This is a genomic window from Streptomyces sp. NPDC002156 (genome assembly GCF_053593675.1).
The window spans coordinates 198820-216305 of record NZ_JBSFDA010000002.1 but is presented as its reverse complement, the minus strand read 5'-3'; the positions used below and the strand labels follow the sequence as shown (position 1 = coordinate 216305).

General features: G+C 71.7%; 15 protein-coding genes. 8 read left to right on the top strand and 7 right to left on the bottom strand.

The features are described 5' to 3' along the window. Positions 1-111: 111 nt before the first annotated feature. Positions 112-1452 carry an allantoinase AllB gene (allB, locus tag ACWCRB_RS02345; RefSeq protein WP_450994198.1) on the bottom strand — a complete coding sequence of 447 codons (1341 nt, stop codon included), beginning with the start codon at positions 1450-1452 and terminating at the stop codon, positions 112-114. Positions 1453-1698: 246 nt separating this feature from the next. Between allB and ACWCRB_RS02340 the strand changes: the two genes are divergently transcribed. Continuing rightward, a complete protein-coding gene (locus tag ACWCRB_RS02340) occupies positions 1699-2505 on the top strand; it encodes an IclR family transcriptional regulator (RefSeq protein ID WP_450994197.1) in 807 nt (268 codons plus the stop codon). A 159-nt stretch (positions 2506-2664) separates the two neighbouring features. Here the strand turns inward: ACWCRB_RS02340 and ACWCRB_RS02335 are convergent, their stop codons facing one another. Beyond that, on the bottom strand, positions 2665-2979 hold the full coding sequence (locus ACWCRB_RS02335) for a DUF5955 family protein (protein ID WP_235473962.1): 315 nt from the start codon (positions 2977-2979) through the stop codon (positions 2665-2667). Between the two features lie 216 nt (positions 2980-3195). On the opposite strand from ACWCRB_RS02335, the gene ACWCRB_RS02330 reads away from it, so the two are divergent. Continuing rightward, positions 3196-3795 carry a nucleotidyltransferase family protein gene (locus tag ACWCRB_RS02330; protein WP_450994196.1) on the top strand — a complete coding sequence of 200 codons (600 nt, stop codon included), beginning with the start codon at positions 3196-3198 and terminating at the stop codon, positions 3793-3795. Between the two features lie 143 nt (positions 3796-3938). Next, complete coding sequence (aceB, locus tag ACWCRB_RS02325; protein WP_450994195.1) at positions 3939-5561, top strand: malate synthase A; 1623 nt, start codon at positions 3939-3941, stop codon at positions 5559-5561. Positions 5562-5573: 12 nt separating this feature from the next. On the opposite strand, the gene ACWCRB_RS02320 is transcribed toward aceB, so the two are convergent. The 4 genes from ACWCRB_RS02320 to ACWCRB_RS02305 form a co-directional block, all read right to left on the bottom strand. After that, positions 5574-5861 carry a SelT/SelW/SelH family protein gene (locus ACWCRB_RS02320; protein ID WP_450994194.1) on the bottom strand — a complete coding sequence of 96 codons (288 nt, stop codon included), beginning with the start codon at positions 5859-5861 and terminating at the stop codon, positions 5574-5576. After that, positions 5858-6769, bottom strand: a complete 912-nt coding sequence (locus ACWCRB_RS02315) for a HipA family kinase (protein ID WP_450994193.1) — start codon at positions 6767-6769, stop codon at positions 5858-5860. Before ACWCRB_RS02315 ends, ACWCRB_RS02320 begins: the two co-directional genes overlap by 4 nt. A gap of 80 nt (positions 6770-6849) precedes the next feature. Then, positions 6850-9366 carry a protein kinase domain-containing protein gene (locus ACWCRB_RS02310; protein WP_450994192.1) on the bottom strand — a complete coding sequence of 839 codons (2517 nt, stop codon included), beginning with the start codon at positions 9364-9366 and terminating at the stop codon, positions 6850-6852. A 124-nt stretch (positions 9367-9490) separates the two neighbouring features. Continuing rightward, positions 9491-10996, bottom strand: coding sequence for an IucA/IucC family protein (locus tag ACWCRB_RS02305; RefSeq protein ID WP_450994204.1), 1506 nt, complete (start codon positions 10994-10996; stop codon positions 9491-9493). Positions 10997-11142: 146 nt separating this feature from the next. Between ACWCRB_RS02305 and ACWCRB_RS02300 the strand changes: the two genes are divergently transcribed. The 3 genes from ACWCRB_RS02300 to ACWCRB_RS02290 all read left to right on the top strand — a co-directional run bounded on the left by ACWCRB_RS02300 (position 11143) and on the right by ACWCRB_RS02290 (position 14849). Beyond that, positions 11143-12648, top strand: coding sequence for an IucA/IucC family protein (locus ACWCRB_RS02300; RefSeq protein ID WP_450994191.1), 1506 nt, complete (start codon positions 11143-11145; stop codon positions 12646-12648). 72 nt (positions 12649-12720) lie between these two features. Then, positions 12721-13995 (top strand): VWA domain-containing protein, encoded by a 1275-nt coding sequence (locus ACWCRB_RS02295; protein WP_450994190.1) that lies wholly within the window; start codon positions 12721-12723, stop codon positions 13993-13995. Continuing rightward, positions 13995-14849: a hypothetical protein gene (locus ACWCRB_RS02290; protein WP_450994189.1), complete on the top strand. Its 855-nt coding sequence runs from the start codon at positions 13995-13997 to the stop codon at positions 14847-14849. Before ACWCRB_RS02295 ends, ACWCRB_RS02290 begins: the two co-directional genes overlap by 1 nt. A gap of 87 nt (positions 14850-14936) precedes the next feature. On the opposite strand, the gene ACWCRB_RS02285 is transcribed toward ACWCRB_RS02290, so the two are convergent. Continuing rightward, complete coding sequence (locus tag ACWCRB_RS02285; RefSeq protein WP_450994188.1) at positions 14937-15572, bottom strand: winged helix-turn-helix transcriptional regulator; 636 nt, start codon at positions 15570-15572, stop codon at positions 14937-14939. An 87-nt stretch (positions 15573-15659) separates the two neighbouring features. Here ACWCRB_RS02285 and ACWCRB_RS02280 point away from each other — a divergent pair, with 87 nt between their 5' ends. Both ACWCRB_RS02280 and ACWCRB_RS02275 read left to right on the top strand, forming a co-directional pair. Continuing rightward, positions 15660-16868, top strand: a complete 1209-nt coding sequence (locus ACWCRB_RS02280) for a pyridoxal phosphate-dependent aminotransferase (protein ID WP_235473973.1) — start codon at positions 15660-15662, stop codon at positions 16866-16868. A 59-nt stretch (positions 16869-16927) separates the two neighbouring features. Beyond that, a complete protein-coding gene (locus ACWCRB_RS02275) occupies positions 16928-17473 on the top strand; it encodes a hypothetical protein (RefSeq protein WP_450994203.1) in 546 nt (181 codons plus the stop codon). The last annotated feature ends 13 nt before the right edge of the window (positions 17474-17486 follow it).

Below are 17486 nucleotides of genomic sequence, written 5' to 3'. Positions count from 1 at the left end.
CACCACCCCCCAGGTCATCAAGGACAGGGGGACACAGTCATGCCGGGCCCGGAGGCCAGCGGCCCTCTTGCAGGACCGCGGAAAACATAACGGGGGAAAAGCCGGAGAGGGTCAGGGGGTACGGGTCAGGAGTTGTCCCTTCGGTGCCGTGAACTCGCCCTCCGCCACGATGCGTTCGCCGCGCAGCCAAGTCGACTTGACGACACCGCTGAGGGTCTTGCCCGCGTACGCCGTCACGCGGTTGCGGTGCTGGAGGGCCGCAGGGTCCACGGTGAACGTCTCGTCCGGGGCGAGCACCGCGAAGTCGGCGTCGCGGCCCGCCTCGATCGCGCCCTTGCGTGCGTCGAGGCCCACCAGGGCGGCCGTACGCGTGGACATCCAGCGCACGACGTCCTCCAGGGAGTGGCCCCTCCCCCGCGCCTCCGTCCACACCGCCGCGAGGCTCAGCTGGAGCCCCGAGATGCCGCCCCACGCCGTCGCGAAGTCGGCGGTCTTGAGGTCGGCGGTGGACGGCGAGTGGTCGGTGACGACGCAGTCGATCGTGCCGTCGGCGAGCGCCTGCCACAGCAGGTCCTGGTTGGCGGCCTCACGGATGGGCGGGCAGCACTTGAACTCGCTGGCCCCGTCGGGGACTTCCTCGGCGGTGAGGGTGAGGTAGTGCGGGCAGGTCTCCACCGTGATCCGTACACCCGCCGCCTTCGCCTCGGCGATCAGCGGCAGCGCGTCGCTCGACGACAGGTGGAGCACGTGCACGCGCGCGTGCAGCCGCTTCGCCTGGGCGATCAGGTTCGCAATCGCCGTGTCCTCCGCACCGCGCGGGCGCGAGGCGAGGAAGTGGGCGTACTCGGGGCCGCCCTGCTGCGGGGCCGTGTCGAGGTGGTGCGGGTCCTCGGCGTGCACGATCAGCAGTCCGTCGAAATCGGCGATCTCGGCCATCGACAGGGCCAGTTGCTCCTGGTCGAGGTGCGGGAACTCGTCCACGCCGGACGGCGACAGGAAGGCCTTGAAGCCGAAGACTCCGGCGTCGTGCAGCGGGCGCAGGTCCTTGACGTTGTCGGGCAGCGCGCCGCCCCAGAACCCGACGTCGATGTGCGCCTTGGAGGCGGCCACTTCCCGCTTCGTACGGAGGTGGTAGACCGTCGTCGTCGGCGGGAGGGAGTTGAGGGGCATGTCGACGAGGGTGGTGATGCCGCCGGCCGCCGCCGCGCGCGTGGCGGTCCAGAAGCCCTCCCACTCCGTGCGGCCGGGGTCGTTGACATGCACGTGGGTGTCGACCAGCCCGGGCAGCAGGACGTCGTCGCCGAAGTCCTCCAGGCGCGCGCCGGGCGGTACGTCGGCCTCGTACGGGAGTACGGCCGCGATCCGGCCGTCGGCGACCGCGACCGTGGCCGCGCGCGTCCCCTCGGGCGTGATGACGCGCGTCGAGCGCAACACCAGTTCGACGTCGGACACTCGGAGACCCCTCTCTGCCACCGCGAATCCCGCCGTTAACTTCCACGTAACGGAATTCAACGTTCTGTTGAAGGAGTCTTCCCCGCCCTCCTCATACCGTCAAGAGTGACCCCGGCGACAACCTGGATGTTTCCACAGAACGGAATTACAGTTCCAGAAATCAGAACGTAGCTACATACAAGCAGGCCGTCAAGCAACCGACCGGTAGGCTGCATCATCGCCTGTCAGCCGTGAAAGGAACGCGCCGTGCCGACGCCCAGCGCCAGCTCCACCGACGCCGCCAAACCCGCCGCCGCCAGCGGTGGTGTGCAGTCCCTGGAGCGCGCCTTCGATCTGCTGGAGCGTATGGCCGACGCGGGCGGTGAGGTCGGCCTGAGCGAACTGTCCGTGAGCAGCGGGCTGCCGCTGCCCACCATCCACCGGCTCATGCGCACGCTCGTCGTCTGCGGTTACGTACGACAGCAGCCCAACCGCCGGTACGCGCTCGGCCCGCGCCTGATCCGCCTCGGCGAGTCGGCGTCCCGGCTGCTCGGCACCTGGGCCCGCCCCTATCTGGCCCGGCTGGTCGAGGAGACCGGCGAGACGGCCAACATGGCGCTCCTGGACGGCGACGAGATCGTGTACGTGGCGCAGGTGCCGTCCAAGCACTCGATGCGCATGTTCACGGAGGTGGGCCGGCGCGTCCTGCCGCACTCCACCGGCGTCGGCAAGGCCCTGCTCGCCGACGTCCCGCCGGACGAGGTGCGTTCCCTGCTCGCCCGTACGGGCATGCCGGCCGCGACGGACAAGACGATCACGACCCCGGACGACTTCCTGACCGCCCTGGAGGAGGTACGCCGACTCGGCTTCGCGGTCGACGACAACGAGCAGGAGATCGGCGTCCGCTGCCTTGCTGTCTCCGTGCCCAACTCCCCGACCGCCGCCGCGATCTCGATCTCGGGCCCGGCGGGCCGGGTCACTGAGGAGGCGACGGAGAAGATCGTCCCCGTCCTGAAGCAGGTCGCCGCCGAACTGTCGGAGGCCCTGGCCAGCTCAGGCACCCCCGCTCACTGACTTCGGGCGCAGAACAGCGCCCCGAAACGGGCGCGGGGCTGTGCGCCGACATGCGGCTCGAACCTTGGCGCAGTACAGCGCGCCCCAAAGGGGCGCGGGGAACTGCGCGACCAGCCCCCACCGGCCCGCAGCAAACGAACCGCCCACCCAGCAGCGCACTCAGCGCCGAGGCGACTCCCCGAACAGCTCCACCGCCGCCCGTACCTCCGACAGCCCCCGAGCCAGCGCACTCACCGAGCCGATCGCCCCGGCGACCAGGAGCAACGAGCGGCGCAGGCGCGGGATTTCGGGGCGGCCGGTGATGGCCATCGCGGCCAGGGACGCCAGTTCGTCCTCGGCGATGCCACGGTCGGGGAACTCGGCCGGGTGCGCGGCGAGTTCGCGGCGCAGCCGGGACACCGCGGTCCGCAACTCCGCCACTCTCGGATCTTCGTCGCTGCCGGTCACCGACCTCTGTCCCAAGCTCCGCAACACAGCTCCCCCACGGCCCCCACATGCGCCCCGCACGCCCCCATCGCGCTGGTCGGGCGCCGGGGACGCGGGACAGTAAACGCCACCCGCGCGACAGGCGCCACACCATCGACCGAAATTCAGCCCACGAACGCCCGGGAACGACCGGGAACGACCATGAGCGCCCTCGAACGCCCGTGAACACCGCCGATCCGGCCCCGCGTCAGGTATGCAGGAGGCATGACGGAGAAACCGGACCAGGTGGCGGGGCTGCTGCTCGCGGCGGGCGGGGGACGACGGCTCGGCGGACGACCCAAGGCCCTACTCGAACACCGCGGACGCCTCCTCGTCGAACACGCGGCCGACGCCCTGCGCGCGGCGGGCTGCACGCCGGTCCATGTCGTCCTGGGGGCGCGGGCCGACGACGTACGGGAGCGGGCGGTCCTGCCCGGGTGCGTCCTGGTCGACAACCCGGAGTGGGCGGAGGGCATGGGGTCCTCGCTACGGGCCGGGCTGGCGTCCCTGCGCGGTACGCCGGCCCGCGCGGTCCTCGTCTCCCTGGTGGACCAGCCCGGCATCGGGCCGGAGGCCATGGCCCGCGTTCTCGCCGCGTACACCTCCGAGAAGTCCCTCGCGGCGGCCTCGTACGGCGGAACGCGCGGGCATCCGGTGCTGTTCGGCGCCGCCCACTGGGGGGGTATCGCGGCGGTCGCGGTCGGGGACCGGGGTGCCCGTGACTATCTCCGGGCGCACGACGACGCGATCACGCTCGCCGAGTGCGGGGATGTGGCACAGGCGTACGACATCGACACCGCGGCCGACCTGCACCACCTGACCTGAGGGTTTCTCGCCACGGAGAATCTCGACATCAACAAATTATTGAACTTCCACGATGAGGAAACTAGCATCCACTGATCAGAAACATCCGTACCACGCAGCAACCAGCAACCCACAGCCCAGCCCGCTGAAGGAAGTGACCGCTCATGTCCGCACCAGCGCCGTCCCCGCTGGCCATCGTCGACGCCGAGCCCCTGCCCCGGCAGGAGGAGGTGCTCACCGACGCGGCGCTGGCCTTCGTGGCCGAGCTGCACCGGCGGTTCACACCCCGGCGTGACGAGCTTCTCGCGCGCCGTGCGGAGCGCCGCGCCGAGATCGCCCGCACCTCGACCCTCGACTTCCTCCCCGAGACGGCCGCGATCCGCGCCGACGGCTCCTGGCGCGTCGCCGAGTCCCCCGCCGCGCTGAACGACCGGCGCGTCGAGATCACCGGCCCCACCGACCGCAAGATGACGATCAACGCCCTCAACTCGGGCGCGAGGATCTGGCTCGCGGACTTCGAGGACGCCTCCGCGCCGACCTGGGAGAACGTGGTCCTCGGTCAGGTCAACCTGGCCGACGCCTACACCCGGAACATCGACTTCACCGACCCGAAGAGCGGCAAGTCGTACGCCCTCAAGGCGAACGAGGAACTCGCGACCGTCGTCATGCGGCCCCGTGGCTGGCACCTCACCGAGCGCCACCTCCAGGTCGACGGGGAGCAGGTCCCGGGCGCCCTGGTCGACTTCGGCCTCTACTTCTTCCACAACGCGCAGCGGCTGCTCGACCTCGGCAAGGGCCCGTACTTCTACCTCCCCAAGACCGAGTCGCACCTCGAAGCCCGGCTGTGGAACGAGGTGTTCGTCTTCGCGCAGGACTACGTCGGCATCCCGCAGGGCACGGTCCGCGCGACCGTCCTCATCGAGACGATCACGGCCGCGTACGAGATGGAGGAGATCCTCTACGAACTCCGCGACCATGCCTCGGGGTTGAACGCGGGCCGCTGGGACTACCTCTTCTCCATCGTCAAGAACTTCCGAGACGGCGGCGCCAAGTTCGTCCTCCCGGACCGCAACGCCGTGACGATGACCGCCCCGTTCATGCGCGCCTACACCGAACTCCTCGTCCGCACCTGCCACAAGCGCGGCGCGCACGCGATCGGCGGCATGGCCGCGTTCATCCCGTCCCGGCGCGACGAAGAGGTCAACAAGGTCGCCTTCGAGAAGGTCAAGGCCGACAAGGACCGTGAGGCCGGGGACGGTTTCGACGGCTCCTGGGTCGCCCACCCCGACCTCGTCCCGATCGCCCTGGCCTCCTTCGACGCGGTCCTCGGCGACCGGCCGAACCAGAAGGACCGCCTCCGCGAGGACGTCCACGTCGAGGCCGCCGACCTGATCGCCGTGGACTCACTGAAGGCGAAGCCGACGTACGACGGACTGGTCAACGCCGTGCAGGTGGGCATCCGTTACATCGAGGCGTGGCTGCGCGGGCTCGGCGCGGTCGCCATCTTCAACCTGATGGAGGACGCGGCCACCGCCGAGATCTCCCGCTCCCAGATCTGGCAGTGGATCAACGCGGACGTCGAGTTCGAGAACGGCGAGAAGGCCACCCCGGAGCTGACCCGCAAGATCGCCGCCGAGGAACTCGCGAACATCCGCGCGGAGATCGGCGAGGAGGCCTTCACGGCGGGCCACTGGCAGCAGGCCCACGACCTGCTGCTCACGGTCGCCCTCGACGCCGACTACGCGGACTTCCTGACCCTGCCGGCGTACGAGCAGCTCAAGGGCTGATCCTCTGGTCTTCTAGGAATCCGACTTGTCCGAGTGGCCCAGGGATCTTCCCGGGGCCACTCGGTCGCGTACGGCCTGCTTCACGGCCGTGGGCTCCGGGAAGCCCTGCTCCTTGCGGTCCCAGATCACTTCGTCGTCGACCCGGACGACGAACACGCCGCCGGTGCCTGGCTTGAGCGACAGCTCGCCCAGCTCCGTCTCGAAGGTGGTGAGCAGCTCCTGTGCCAGCCAGGCCGCGCGGGGCAGCCAACGGCACTGGGTGCAGTACTCGATCTGTACGACGGGGGCGTGGGGGCTCATCCGAGATGCACCGACCAATCCTGTTCCGCCGCCGGCTTGCCGTGCAGGTCGGGGACCCGCTTGAGCCAACTCGGGCGGCCTCGCTGTGTCTTCGCCGCCCGGAGGGCCTCCTCGGCGGCGAGTTCCTCCCGGGTGGGGAAGTCGGTGGGCAGCCAGGCGGCCGAGGCCCGCACGCGCGCGTGCAGGTAGCCGACGTACGCCTCCCTGACGTCGTCCGGTGTCGCGAAGCCCGGTTCGCCGGCCAGCCAGGCGTCCGGCACCTCGGCCGCGATGCCGCGCAGCAGGTCCTCGGTCACCCGGGGAGCCAGTTCGGCGTCGGCGGCCCGGGTGTCCGGGGTGTAGTGGCCGAGGGCGTGGTGGCGGAAGTCGTAGGCCTTCGTGGGGTCGGCGCCGTCCCAGCGGTGGTGGAAGACGAGGGCGGCGCCGTGGTCGATGAGCCACAGACGCGGGGGCGCGATGCCGAGCGTCGGCCAGATCATCAGGTTGGAGCTGTGGACCGTACGGTCGACGTTGACGGTCAGCGCGTCGAGCCAGATGACCTTCCCGGCCTCCAGCGGGTCGACCGTGCAGTTCGCGGCGACCTCCGGGGTGAAGTCCCGCGCGCCCGGCAGATAGTCCATGCCGAGGTTCACTCCGGCGCTGGCGCTGTGCAGGTCCCGTACTTCCTGGTGGGGTTCCTCGTCGGCGATCTCCGGGTCGAAGTGCACGAGGACGAGTTCGGGGAAGCGCAGTCCCAGGGCGCGGGACAGCTCTCCGACGATCACCTCGGCGACCAGTGCCTTGCGGCCCTGCGCGGAGCCGGTGAACTTCACGACGTAGGTGCCGAGGTCGTCGGCCTCGACCACCCCGGGGACGGAACCGCCCGACCTCAGGGGCTCGACGTAGCGGGTTGCCGTGACCTCTCTCATGCCGCGAGCATAGTGATCAGGTGTGACAGCCGGGACGGCATTTCCCGGCGCCGATCCCAGCACCCGCCCCTGCGCCGGCCTCAGCGCCAAGAAGGGTGCCCCTCCGGTGTGCTGCCGGTGGTGAGCTTGCGCGCGCCCGTGCCGTCCGCGCGGATCGCCCAGATCGCCGGCCGGTCGAACGGCCCCCGCACGAAGGCCACCCACTTGCCGTCCGGGGACCAGACCGGGTCCATCTCCTGGGCGGCCGTCCGTACCAGTGTCCTGTCGCCGCTGCCGTCGGTCTCGGCGATGTGGATGTCACCCCCCGTCCCTTCGTCGGGTGCTCCGGCGGTGTACGCGAAGTAACGGCCGTCCGGGGACCAGACGGGGTCCAGCGCCCGCCGGGACTGGTGGGTCACCTGCCGGGGTTCGGCGCCCGGCTGCGCCGGATCGACGACGTGGACCTGCCAGCCCGACGTCTTCTGCAGGCAGACGGCGATGAGCTTGCCGTCGGGGGACCAGGCCGGGTCGTCCACCTTCCCGGTGCCGGTGGTCAGTTGCTGCGCGGAGCCGTCCGAGACGTTCACGGCGTACAGCTGCTGCACACCGTCCGCGTCGCGGCGCAGGACGGCCAGTCGCTCGCCGTCCGGGGACCAGGAGACCCGGCCGCCCGAGATGGCGCCGATCCGGCGGACGTCGCTGCCGTCCGCGTTCGCCGTCCACACGGCCGATCCGTCCGCCGTCTTGCGGGTGAACGCGAACGACTCGCGGTCGGGGGACCACTGCGGGAGGGCGTCACAGGTCCCGTCGATCAGTTGTTCGGGATTGTCCGTGGTGGAGTCGCGGCGGCCGATCACGCTGTGGCATTCCGACGATCCGGGTTCCGTGTCCAGCCGGACCAGCAGCGGGACGTCGGGGAACACGGCGGGGGTCGAACTCCGGGGCGACGGCGAGGCGCCGCCCGCGTTGTCGCCTCCGGGGTCGCCGGAACCGGTCCAGGGCTGCCACACGAGCAGCCCCGCGACGGCCGCCGCGACCAGCAGCGCCGCCAGGGCGACCGTCCCTCGACGCCCGCGCCGCGCCCCGTCACCGCCGGGCGGCACGAGCCCTCCGGGCGGCTGTACGGGCGTGACGTCCGGCGGGGGCCCGAAGCCGGGGCCGGGCGGCGACTGGACGGTCAGGGGGTAGGAGCCCACGGCCCGGCCGTCGGCAGGCGCCGTCGGGGTGGGCGTGGCGGGGCGCGGGTCGGTGGCCGGGTGTTGCCCTTCGGCGCCCGGGGGCGGCGCGTGGACGGTCGCGCGCTGGTCACCGACCAGTGCCTGCCCATCGCCGACCGGCGGCGGCACGGACACCGTCGCGCGCTGGTCCATCGCCAGGGGCTGTCCATCGGTGACCGGCGGCGGCCCGAACGCACCCGCGCGCGGGTCGAGGGCCGAGGCCGGTCCATCACCGACCGACGGCGACGCGGACACGGTCGCGCGCCCGTCACCGGCCAAGGCCTGCCCGCCAGCGACCGGGGGCGGCACGGAAACCGCCGCGCGCTGGTCCATCGCCAGGGGCTGCCCATCGGCGACCGGCGGCGGCACAGACACCGTCGCGCGCCGGTCACCGGCCAAGGCCTGCCCGTCGGCGACCGGCGGCGGCGCGGAAACCGCCGTACGCGGGTCGATGGCCAGGGGCTGTCCATCGGCGACCGGCGGCGGCCCGAACGCACCCGCGCGCGGGTCGATGGGCGCCGCCGACGGGCGGTCCGTCACCGGTACCTGTCTCCGGATGAGTGCGGTCGCCTCGGCGGGCAGCCAGGTGTCCGACGGGTGGTGGACCGTGAGCTGGTCGAGGAACTCCGACGGGCCGGGGCGGTCGAGCGGGTCCTTGGCCAGGCAGGCCGCGACCAGTTCGCGCAGCCCGCCGGGAAGGTCCGTGAGGTCCGGCTGTTCGTGGACGACGCGGTAGGGCCAGGCGGCCGACGCCCCGTCGCCGAAGGGAGCGCGGCCCGCCGCCTGGCTGAGCACGACGCCCAGGGCGAACATGTCCACCGCGGGAGTGAGCGTGCCGCCGGTGAGCTGCTCCGGCGCGAGGAAGCCGAGCGTGCCGATCTGGAACCCGGTCTGGGTGAGGGCCGTACCGTCGAGGGCCCGTGCGATGCCGAAGTCGATGACCCGAGGGCCGTCCTCGGCAACGATGATGTTGGCGGGTTTCAGGTCGCGGTGGATGACCCCGGCCTGATGAATGGCGGCCAGCGCCTCGGCGAGGCCGGCGGCCAGCACGGTGAGCGTGTCCGCGGGCAGGGGGCCGACCTGGTCGAGCAGGTCCCGCAGGGTGGGGCCGGGTACGTAGGCCGTCACCAGCCAGGCCGGTTCGCCCTCCGGGTCGGCGTCCACAACCGGCGCGGTGTGGAAGCCGCCGACGCGGCGGGCCGCGGCCACCTCGTCGGCGAATCTGCGCCGGAAGCCCGGTTCCGTGCTCAGTTCGGGCCGTACGACCTTGACGGCCACCGCCCGGCCCGACCGCGACCGGCCGAAGTAGACGACGCCCATCCCACCCTGACCGAGCCGTCCGACCAGCCGGTATCTGCCCTCCCCGACAGAGGCGGGATCACCTGCTCCGAGCGGTTTCATGACTCCCCCATCCCCCCGTCGAGCGGCCACAATCAGCCGCAAGTCTCCCCAATACCGGCCATCAGTCTAGATGTCTCGCTCATGACGTCACCGGGTCCGGAACGGTTCCCCTCGCCCCGCCCATTCACCCCGTCAGCGGGTTCCGCAGCGGCAGATAGCGGGCGTCGGCGCCGTCGGCGCCGGTCCAGCGCAGCAGCAGGTTGGTCTTGCCGGGGAGGGTGGGCGAGGCGAGGAGTGCGGCGACCTCGGGAAGGTCGTGGCGGGACAACTCCCGGCGTACGGCCTGCCAGGGGTCGAAGCCCGGGTGGCGTTCCCGCAGCGCCTCCGCGACCTCCGTGAGGTGGTTGACGACCAGGCAGTACACGAGCCGCTCCCAGCCCGCCGCCCGCGTCACGTCCGGCACCAGCTTCACGCCCTCCGCGTCCCGGTACAGGGCCTGTACGGGGGTTCCGTGGGCGTCGACCGCGACCAGGCAGTTCTGGAGGTGTGCCTCGATGACGACGCCGGAACGCGCGAACAGTTCGACGACCGGTGGCACGGCACAGCGCAGATACGCCGTCCACCAGGCGGCCGGGTCGGTGAGCCCATCGAGCGGGTTGCCGTCGAAGCCCTCGACCAGCGCGGCGGCGAGCAGCGGGGTGGCCCCGGGGACGACGTGGTCGTACAGGCCGTCGCGGACCAGGACCGCCAGTTCCTCGAAGGCGAAGTCGGCGGTGCGGTAGCCCCTGTCGCTCAGCCATGAGCCGCCGGGGGTCCTGGCAGCGGCGGCGACGACCACCGCGTCCGTGCGGCGCAGTGCCAGCAGGTCGTGGCGCCAGAGCCTGCGTACGTCGTTGGTGATGCGGACGTCGAGGCTGAACTTGACGAAGAGGTCGTGCTCGGGCGCGTACAGCGTGCGGATGGCCGCCGTGGGCCAGGTGTCGGACGTGGTCGTGCCGAGCCGGATCAGCCGGCCGTCCGTGAAGGCGTCCGTCAGGCCCGGGCCGACGAGGTCGAGCTGCCAGGGGTGGGCGGGCAGCAGCCGGTAGCCGGGCGGGGCCGTGCCGAAGGCGTCCAGGGCGGATACGTCGCCCTCCTCGGCGACCGCGTCCTCGCGTACGCCCAGCAGCGCCAGCGGGAAGGCGGCGTACGCCTCGGGCGCGTACGGCAGCCAGCGCGCCACCGGGCCACCGCCGCGCGCCTTGGGCGCCGGGTGGTAGGGGTGCCCTGTGAGGAGGGACTGCTCGGAGCGGCGGTACGGGTCGTCGGGCGGGGTGGCCAGGTCGCGGGCGGCGAGCAGCGCTGCGACCGCGTCTCGGCTGTCGGCCATCTCGGCGGGCAGCTCGGGGTTGGAGAGGCCGGTGTGCGCCTGGAGTTCCTCGGCCACGAGCTTGACGAGCTCCACGTGCCCGACCGGGTGCCAGGTGCCGTCGCCCGTGTTCACCTCGGGCGCGGCGGGCCGCCGTGCGCCGTGCACGCGCAGCAGGCGCTGTCCGCTCGGCAGCCGGTACACGCGCGGCTCGCCCGTGCCGGGGACCGGCTGGGCGACTTCCCGGAGCAGACAGTTGAGCAGGGGCGCGACCGCGTACGCGTCGGCGCGCGCTCCGGTGTCCTCGTGCGCCCCCACGGCCGGGGGCACGGTGGGGTGCATGGTGGGGTCCACGCGTTCCCTCGTTTCTTACGGTGCTTCCCTACGGTGCGGTTTCCCGCGGTGCGCCGACGATCAGTATGTCTGTCGTCGGCCCACCCGCTCACCAGCACATACCCGCACCCAAACCCGCACCTGAGGAGCCCGCCGTGCACCGTCCCTCCAGCGCAGAGGCCGAGGTCGCCGACGAACTGGCCGCCGTACGCCCCGACCTCGCGTCGCGGTACGCGGCCGAGCTGCCCGGTGCGCGGGCCGCCGTACTGACCCGGCTGTGGCGGGCGCTCGTCCATGAGCCGCTGCCGTGGATCGTCCGCCGCGAGGGCGGCGCGGATCTCCTGCTGGCGGACGGCCGCCGCCTGGAGGGCCCGTACGCCGATCCGTACGCCGTCGACGGCAGCGTGACCGCCGTACGGCTCGGGAGGGTCTCGTACGACGATCCGGCGCGGCTGATTACGGACCTGGCCGTCCCTCACGGCCTGGCCTTCGCGGCCGAACTCGGCCACAGCGTCGCTTCGTTGGCCCTGTCCCGCGCGAACCAGGCCGGTGCAGTACGGACCCCGGTAGCTAGCTGGGAGTGGGAGCAGCGGGTCATCGACGGGCATCCCTTCCACCCCAACTGCCGTTCCCGGCCCGGGTTCTCGGTGGCCGAGCAGCTCGCGTACGGGCCCGAGCACCGGCCGGTCGTGGAGCTGACGCTGGTGGCGGCGGACGACTGTGCCGTGCGGGGCGAGTGGCCCAAGTGGCTGTGGGACGGGGAGCGTCCGCTGATCCCGGTGCACCCCTGGCAGTCGGCGCATATGCTCCAACTGCCCGGCAGGGGCGGGTTGTCGGCGCATCCCCTGATGTCCCTGCGCAGCCTCGCCCTCCCGGACGGCGGCGCGCATCTCAAGACGGCGTTGAGCGCCCGGCTCACCTCCTCGGTGCGGGACATCTCGCCGTACTCGATCGAGACGGCGGCGACGGTCTCGGCGTTCATGGAGTCGATGGCCGCGCGTCTCGACGGGCTGCTGCACATCACCCGCACCCTCGGCGCGGTCACCGCCAACTCGCCCGATCTGGCAGCGGTGTTGCGGGAGCCGCCGGACCAGTACGCGGACGTGGTGGCGGGCGAGCGAGTCGTTCCGGTCGGAGCCCTCGCCGCCACGGGCCTGAACCAATCCCCTTCCTGGCTGGCCGAGTTCACGCGGCTCGCCCTCACCGTCGGTCTGCGTCTGCTCGATCTGGGCGTCGCCCTGGAGGCGCACGGCCAGAACCTGCTCGTCGTGCTGTCGGCGGACGGGGACCCGCTGCGGCTGGTCTACCGCGACCTCGCCGACATCCGGGTCAGCCCGGCCCGGCTGGCCCGGCACGGCATCCCGGCGCCCCGGCTGACCGGACGGATCGTCACCGACGACGAACCCACCCTGCGCCGCAAGCTGTTCGGCTCGCTGGTGGTGGGGGCGCTGGGCGCGACCGCCGGTTCGGAGGCTGCGCTGCGCGAGGCGCTGGAGACGGCCGTACGGGGGCTGCCGCGCACGCCCGATCTGCTCGCGCTGCTCGAACAGCCCCTGCCCACCAAGGCGTTGACTCTGATGCGACTGTCACCGGAGACGCCCGGGGACCAGTGGACCCAACTCCCCAATCCCCTGGGAGAGGTCAAGCGGGAGGGCAGCTGACGGGCCCGCCGACAGGGGCCGTTGACGGGACCCGTTTTGAAGCGGGTCGCCCTGGGTCAATAGGATCCGTCGATGATCACAAGACAACGGCTGGCGGCGGGCGCCTGCGTCCTGCTCGCCGCCCTGGCGGCCGGGATCGCGGTCCCGGCCGGAGCCGTCGCCGACGAAACCACCGCACTCGCGCCCAAGGTCAACCTCCTTCTCGACGTCAGCGGTTCGATGCGGGCGAAGGACATCGACGGGCAGTCGCGGATGGCCGCGGCGAAGCAGGCGTTCAACGAGGTGCTCGACGCGACCCCCGAGGAGGTCCAGCTCGGTATCCGCACGCTGGGCGCCAACTACCCGGGCGACGACCGCAAGGAGGGCTGCAAGGACACCGCGCAGCTCTATCCGGTGGGCCCGCTCGACCGTACCGAGGCCAAGACGGCCGTCGCGACGCTCACGCCCACCGGCTGGACGCCGATCGGCCCCGCGCTGCTGAAGGCCGCCGACGACCTCGACGGCGGCGAGGGCACCAAGCGCATCGTGCTGATCAGTGACGGCGAGGACACCTGCGCGCCGCTCGACCCGTGCGAGGTGGCCCGGGAGATCGCGGCCAAGGGCATCGGTCTCACCATCGACACCCTCGGCCTGGTCCCCAACACCAAGATGCGGCAGCAGCTGAGCTGTATCGCGGAGGCGACCGGCGGGACGTACACGTCGGTCGAGCACACCGACGAACTCGCCGACAAGGTCAACCAGTTGGTCGTCCGCGCCGCCGACCCGGTGGTGACGCCGGTGGCCGTCACGGGTGCGACCGGGTGCACGAACGCCCCGGCGGTGAAGTCCGGTCTGTACACGGACCGCGAGGAGTTCGGCCAGCAGCGCTGGTACAAGGTCGAGGTCCAGCCGGGGCAGGAACTGCGCGCCTCGGTGAGCGTGTCGGCCGACCGGGCCGTCAACCCCGACTACGGGGTGCTGCTGCGGGCGGTGACCGTGCACGGTCGCGAGATCGTGCGCGGCGAGGGCAACGGCACCGGCCGTACCGACGTCATCTCGACGGGCCTGCGCTATCCGACAGCGGAGGCCGACGACGATGACGACGCCGAGAAAACCGCGGCCGAGACCGTGTGTCTCCAGGTCACCAACTCCTTCTCGGCGGCCGGCGGGGTGGCGTCCACGCCCGGTCTGCCGCTCGAACTGACCGTCGACGTCGTCGACGGTCCGAGCCAGGCGAGCGATGTGGCCTCCTTCGGTCTCGGCCGTGGCTGGTGGCTGCTGGGCGCGCTCGTCCTGGTCGGCTTCCTCACGGGCGTCCTGTGGGGCTGGCTCTCTCGTTGGCGGCTCGCGGTCTGGAGGACCAACTGATGCGTGCTCTCAACAATCTCGGCAACCTCGGCAACCTCGGCAATCAACTGACGCGCGGTGTCCGCGTGTTGGGTTCGGCCGTGCTGCTGCTCGGGCTGGCCGCCGTCCCGGCCGTCGCCGACGAGTCGCCCTCCCCGAGCCCCTCGGACGACAGCTCGGCGCCCACCTCGGCGGGCACGTCGTTCCGTACGGCGACGGAGATCGACCAGGGCCAGCAGGCCACCGCGAGCGGCTCCGCGGGCGACTACCTGTACTGGTCGTTCCCCGCCGACGCCGGCCAGCGCCCCACCGTCAAGGCGACGGTGAAGCTGCCGGACACCCACGCGTCCGAGGCCTGGCAGCTCGACGTGTACGACGGTCTGCGGCGCCGCCAGGCCTGCCAGTACGGCGCCCAGACCCGCACCGCCGCCGCGGGCACCGCCTCCGTGGAGCTGGCATGCACGCTGCGCACGGTCCGGGCCTGGTCGGAGCAGTGGGCCAACGACCCGCTGCCGGGCACGTACTACGTCCGGCTGACCGCCGTGAACCTCCCGACCTCCGACCTCGGTCTCCCGGTCGACACCGAAGTTCGGGTCGACTCCAAGGACATCGGCGGTTCGGCGGCCGTGGACGGTTCGCTGGCCGAGCCGCTGGTACCCGGGATCGCGGTCAAGTCCGAGGACACGGAGGACGATTCGACGACGTCCGCCGTGCTGTCGAGCATCGAGCCCGACGACGGCTGGGCCTCCGGCTGGTGGTCCGACCGCTGGGTCTGGACGGCGATCGGTGGCGCGCTGGCAGCCCTGGCGGGCGTCGGCGGCTACGCCCTGACGCGCGGCTCGGGCCGGCCGAGGCAGGTCCCGCCGGGAGCCTGAGCAGTATGTGACGGATCGTCAACATGCCCGCCGCGCACGGCTGTACGCGGCGGGCATGTTCCGTTCCCGGGCCCCTGGTCGTGTCGATCAGGCCTCGCGCAGGGCTTTGGCGAGCGTTCCCTCGCCGGTCACCTCGATACGTCCGCCCCGGACCGCGTCCAGCACGCTCACGTCCCCCCGGCCGACCGCCGCACAGGTGCCGGTGTCCATCGACAGCCGGGCGTCGGGCTCCTCGGGGGCGGGCCCGGCGCCGTACACCGGAACGTCCTCGGCACCGACGTACAGATGGAACTCGCCCTCCTCCAGCCGGACTTCGACGAGTCCCCCGCCGCCCACGCCCTCCAGTCCGCGCAGCAGCGGCAGTGCGAACCAGTGGGCGCGGACCGCGTCCGTGGCCCGGCGTTCGGTCAGCTCGGGGGCGCCCCACTCCCCCAGCGCCTGGAGGACGGGCAGCAACTGTCGTCCCCGGGCGGTGAGTTCGTACACGTACGCGGCGCCGGGCGGGGGCAGCCGACGCCGGGTCGCCAGGCCGTCGCGCTCCATGTCCTTCAGCCGGGAGGCCAGTACGTCCGTGCTGACGCCCGGGAGATCCGCGTGCAGGTCCGTGTAGCGGCGCGGGCCGGCCAGCAGTTCGCGGACGATCAGGAGGGTCCAGCGGTCGCCGACGACGTCGAGGGCGCGCGCGGTGGAACAGTACTGGTCGTAGCTTCGGCGAGGTGACATGCGACGCAGTCTAGACATGTCGTTGGACTTTCCAAGCTGGAACTTGGTAAAACCAAGCAACACACGAAACCGGAGGGGCGAGCGCGCATGGAGTTCCGGCAGTCGAACAAGCTCAGCGAGGTCTGTTACGAGATCCGCGGCCCGGTGATCGAGCACGCGGACGCGCTGGAGAAGGCGGGCCACAGCGTGCTGCGCCTGAACACCGGCAACCCCGCACTGTTCGGCTTCGAGGCGCCGGAGGAGATCCTCCAGGACATGATCCGCATGCTGCCGCAGGCCCACGGCTACACGGACTCGCGCGGCATCCTCTCCGCCCGCCGCGCGGTCGCCCAGCGCTACCAGACTCTCGGCCTGGAGGTCGGCGTCGACGACGTCTTCCTCGGCAACGGCATCTCCGAGCTGATCTCGATGGCCGTACAGGCGCTGGTCGAGGACGGCGACGAAATCCTCATCCCCGCCCCGGACTTCCCCCTCTGGACGGCGGTGACGACCCTCGCGGGCGGCAAGGCGGTCCACTACCTCTGCGACGAACAGGCCGACTGGTACCCGGACCTGGACGACATGGCGGCGAAGATCACCGACCGCACCAAGGCCGTCGTCATCATCAACCCGAACAACCCCACCGGCGCGGTCTACCCCAAGGAGATCATCGAGGGCATCCTCGATCTGGCCCGCAGGCACGGCCTGATGGTCTTCGCCGACGAGATCTACGACCAGATCCTGTACGACGACGCCGTGCACCACTCGGTCGCCGCGCTCGCCCCCGACCTGGTCGTCCTCACCTTCTGCGGGCTGTCGAAGACGTACCGGGTGGCCGGCTTCCGCTCGGGCTGGCTGGTGGTCACCGGCCCGAAGCAGCACGCGAAGAGCTATCTGGAGGGCCTGACGATGCTGGCCTCCATGCGGCTGTGCGCCAACGCGCCCGCGCAGTACGCCATCCAGGCCGCGCTCGGCGGCCGCCAGTCCATCCACGAGCTGACCGCCCCGGGCGGGCGGCTGCACGAACAGCGCACCGTGGCCTGGGAGAAGCTCAACGAGATCCCGGGGGTGTCGTGCGTGAAGCCCAAGGGCTCGCTGTACGCGTTCCCGCGCCTCGACCCCAAGGTGCACAAGATCCACGACGACGAGAAGTTCGTCCTGGACCTGCTCCTCCAGGAGAAGATCCAGGTCGTGCAGGGCACGGGCTTCAACTGGCCCACCCCCGACCACTTCCGCATCCTCACCCTCCCGTACGCGGACGACCTGGACGTGGCGATCAGCCGGATCGGGCGGTTCCTGAGCGGTTATCGGCAGTAGTGGCAGCGGGGCGGTCGGCCGCCGTCCGTCATGGGTAGCCCTTCCCCATGACGGACCGAATGACCGACCGGCCACTGCTGCTCCTCGATGTCGACGGCCCCCTCAACCCGTTCCGCGCCCGGATCCTGCCCCCGCGCGGTTACGTGACCCGCCGGATGCACCCCCCGAACTGGTCGGCCAGGCAGAAACCGGGTTCCCGGCGGCTCCGGCGCGGTCTGCGGATACGGCTGCACCCCGGCCACGGCGCCCGGCTGCTCGCCCTGCCGTACGACCTGGCGTGGGCAACGGTCTGGATGCACGGGGCGAACGAGATGATCGGCCCTGTGATCGGGCTGCCGGCCGACCTGCCGGTCATCGAGTTCACCAATCTGTTCGCCGAGGATCCCGACGGGCTGTTCTGGAAGACGCGCCGCGTCGTGGAGTGGGCGGACGGACGCCCCTTCGCCTGGGTCGACGACATGATCACCGACCTCGACGTCCGCCATGTGGCCGAGCATCACCCCGGGCAGGCGCTGCTGCTGCGGATCGACCCGCGCAAGGGTCTGAGGGAGCGCGAGTTCGCGGAGCTGGAGCGCTGGGCCCTCGATGTCAGTGCCGGGTCGTAGTCTTCGAACGGGT

Bases quoted from the DNA above. Each gene is read 5' to 3' on its own strand.
- ACWCRB_RS02330 (WP_450994196.1), top strand. From the start codon at position 3,196: ATGACGGAGAAACCGGACCAGGTGGCGGGGCTGCTGCTCGCGGCGGGC.
- aceB (WP_450994195.1), top strand. From the start codon at position 3,939: ATGTCCGCACCAGCGCCGTCCCCGCTGGCCATCGTCGACGCCGAGCCC.
- ACWCRB_RS02320 (WP_450994194.1), bottom strand. From the start codon at position 5,861: ATGAGCCCCCACGCCCCCGTCGTACAGATCGAGTACTGCACCCAGTGC.
- ACWCRB_RS02315 (WP_450994193.1), bottom strand. From the start codon at position 6,769: ATGAGAGAGGTCACGGCAACCCGCTACGTCGAGCCCCTGAGGTCGGGC.
- ACWCRB_RS02310 (WP_450994192.1), bottom strand. From the start codon at position 9,366: ATGAAACCGCTCGGAGCAGGTGATCCCGCCTCTGTCGGGGAGGGCAGA.
- ACWCRB_RS02305 (WP_450994204.1), bottom strand. From the start codon at position 10,996: ATGCACCCCACCGTGCCCCCGGCCGTGGGGGCGCACGAGGACACCGGA.
- ACWCRB_RS02295 (WP_450994190.1), top strand. From the start codon at position 12,721: ATGATCACAAGACAACGGCTGGCGGCGGGCGCCTGCGTCCTGCTCGCC.
- ACWCRB_RS02290 (WP_450994189.1), top strand. From the start codon at position 13,995: ATGCGTGCTCTCAACAATCTCGGCAACCTCGGCAACCTCGGCAATCAA.
- ACWCRB_RS02285 (WP_450994188.1), bottom strand. From the start codon at position 15,572: ATGTCACCTCGCCGAAGCTACGACCAGTACTGTTCCACCGCGCGCGCC.
- ACWCRB_RS02280 (WP_235473973.1), top strand. From the start codon at position 15,660: ATGGAGTTCCGGCAGTCGAACAAGCTCAGCGAGGTCTGTTACGAGATC.
- ACWCRB_RS02275 (WP_450994203.1), top strand. From the start codon at position 16,928: ATGACCGACCGGCCACTGCTGCTCCTCGATGTCGACGGCCCCCTCAAC.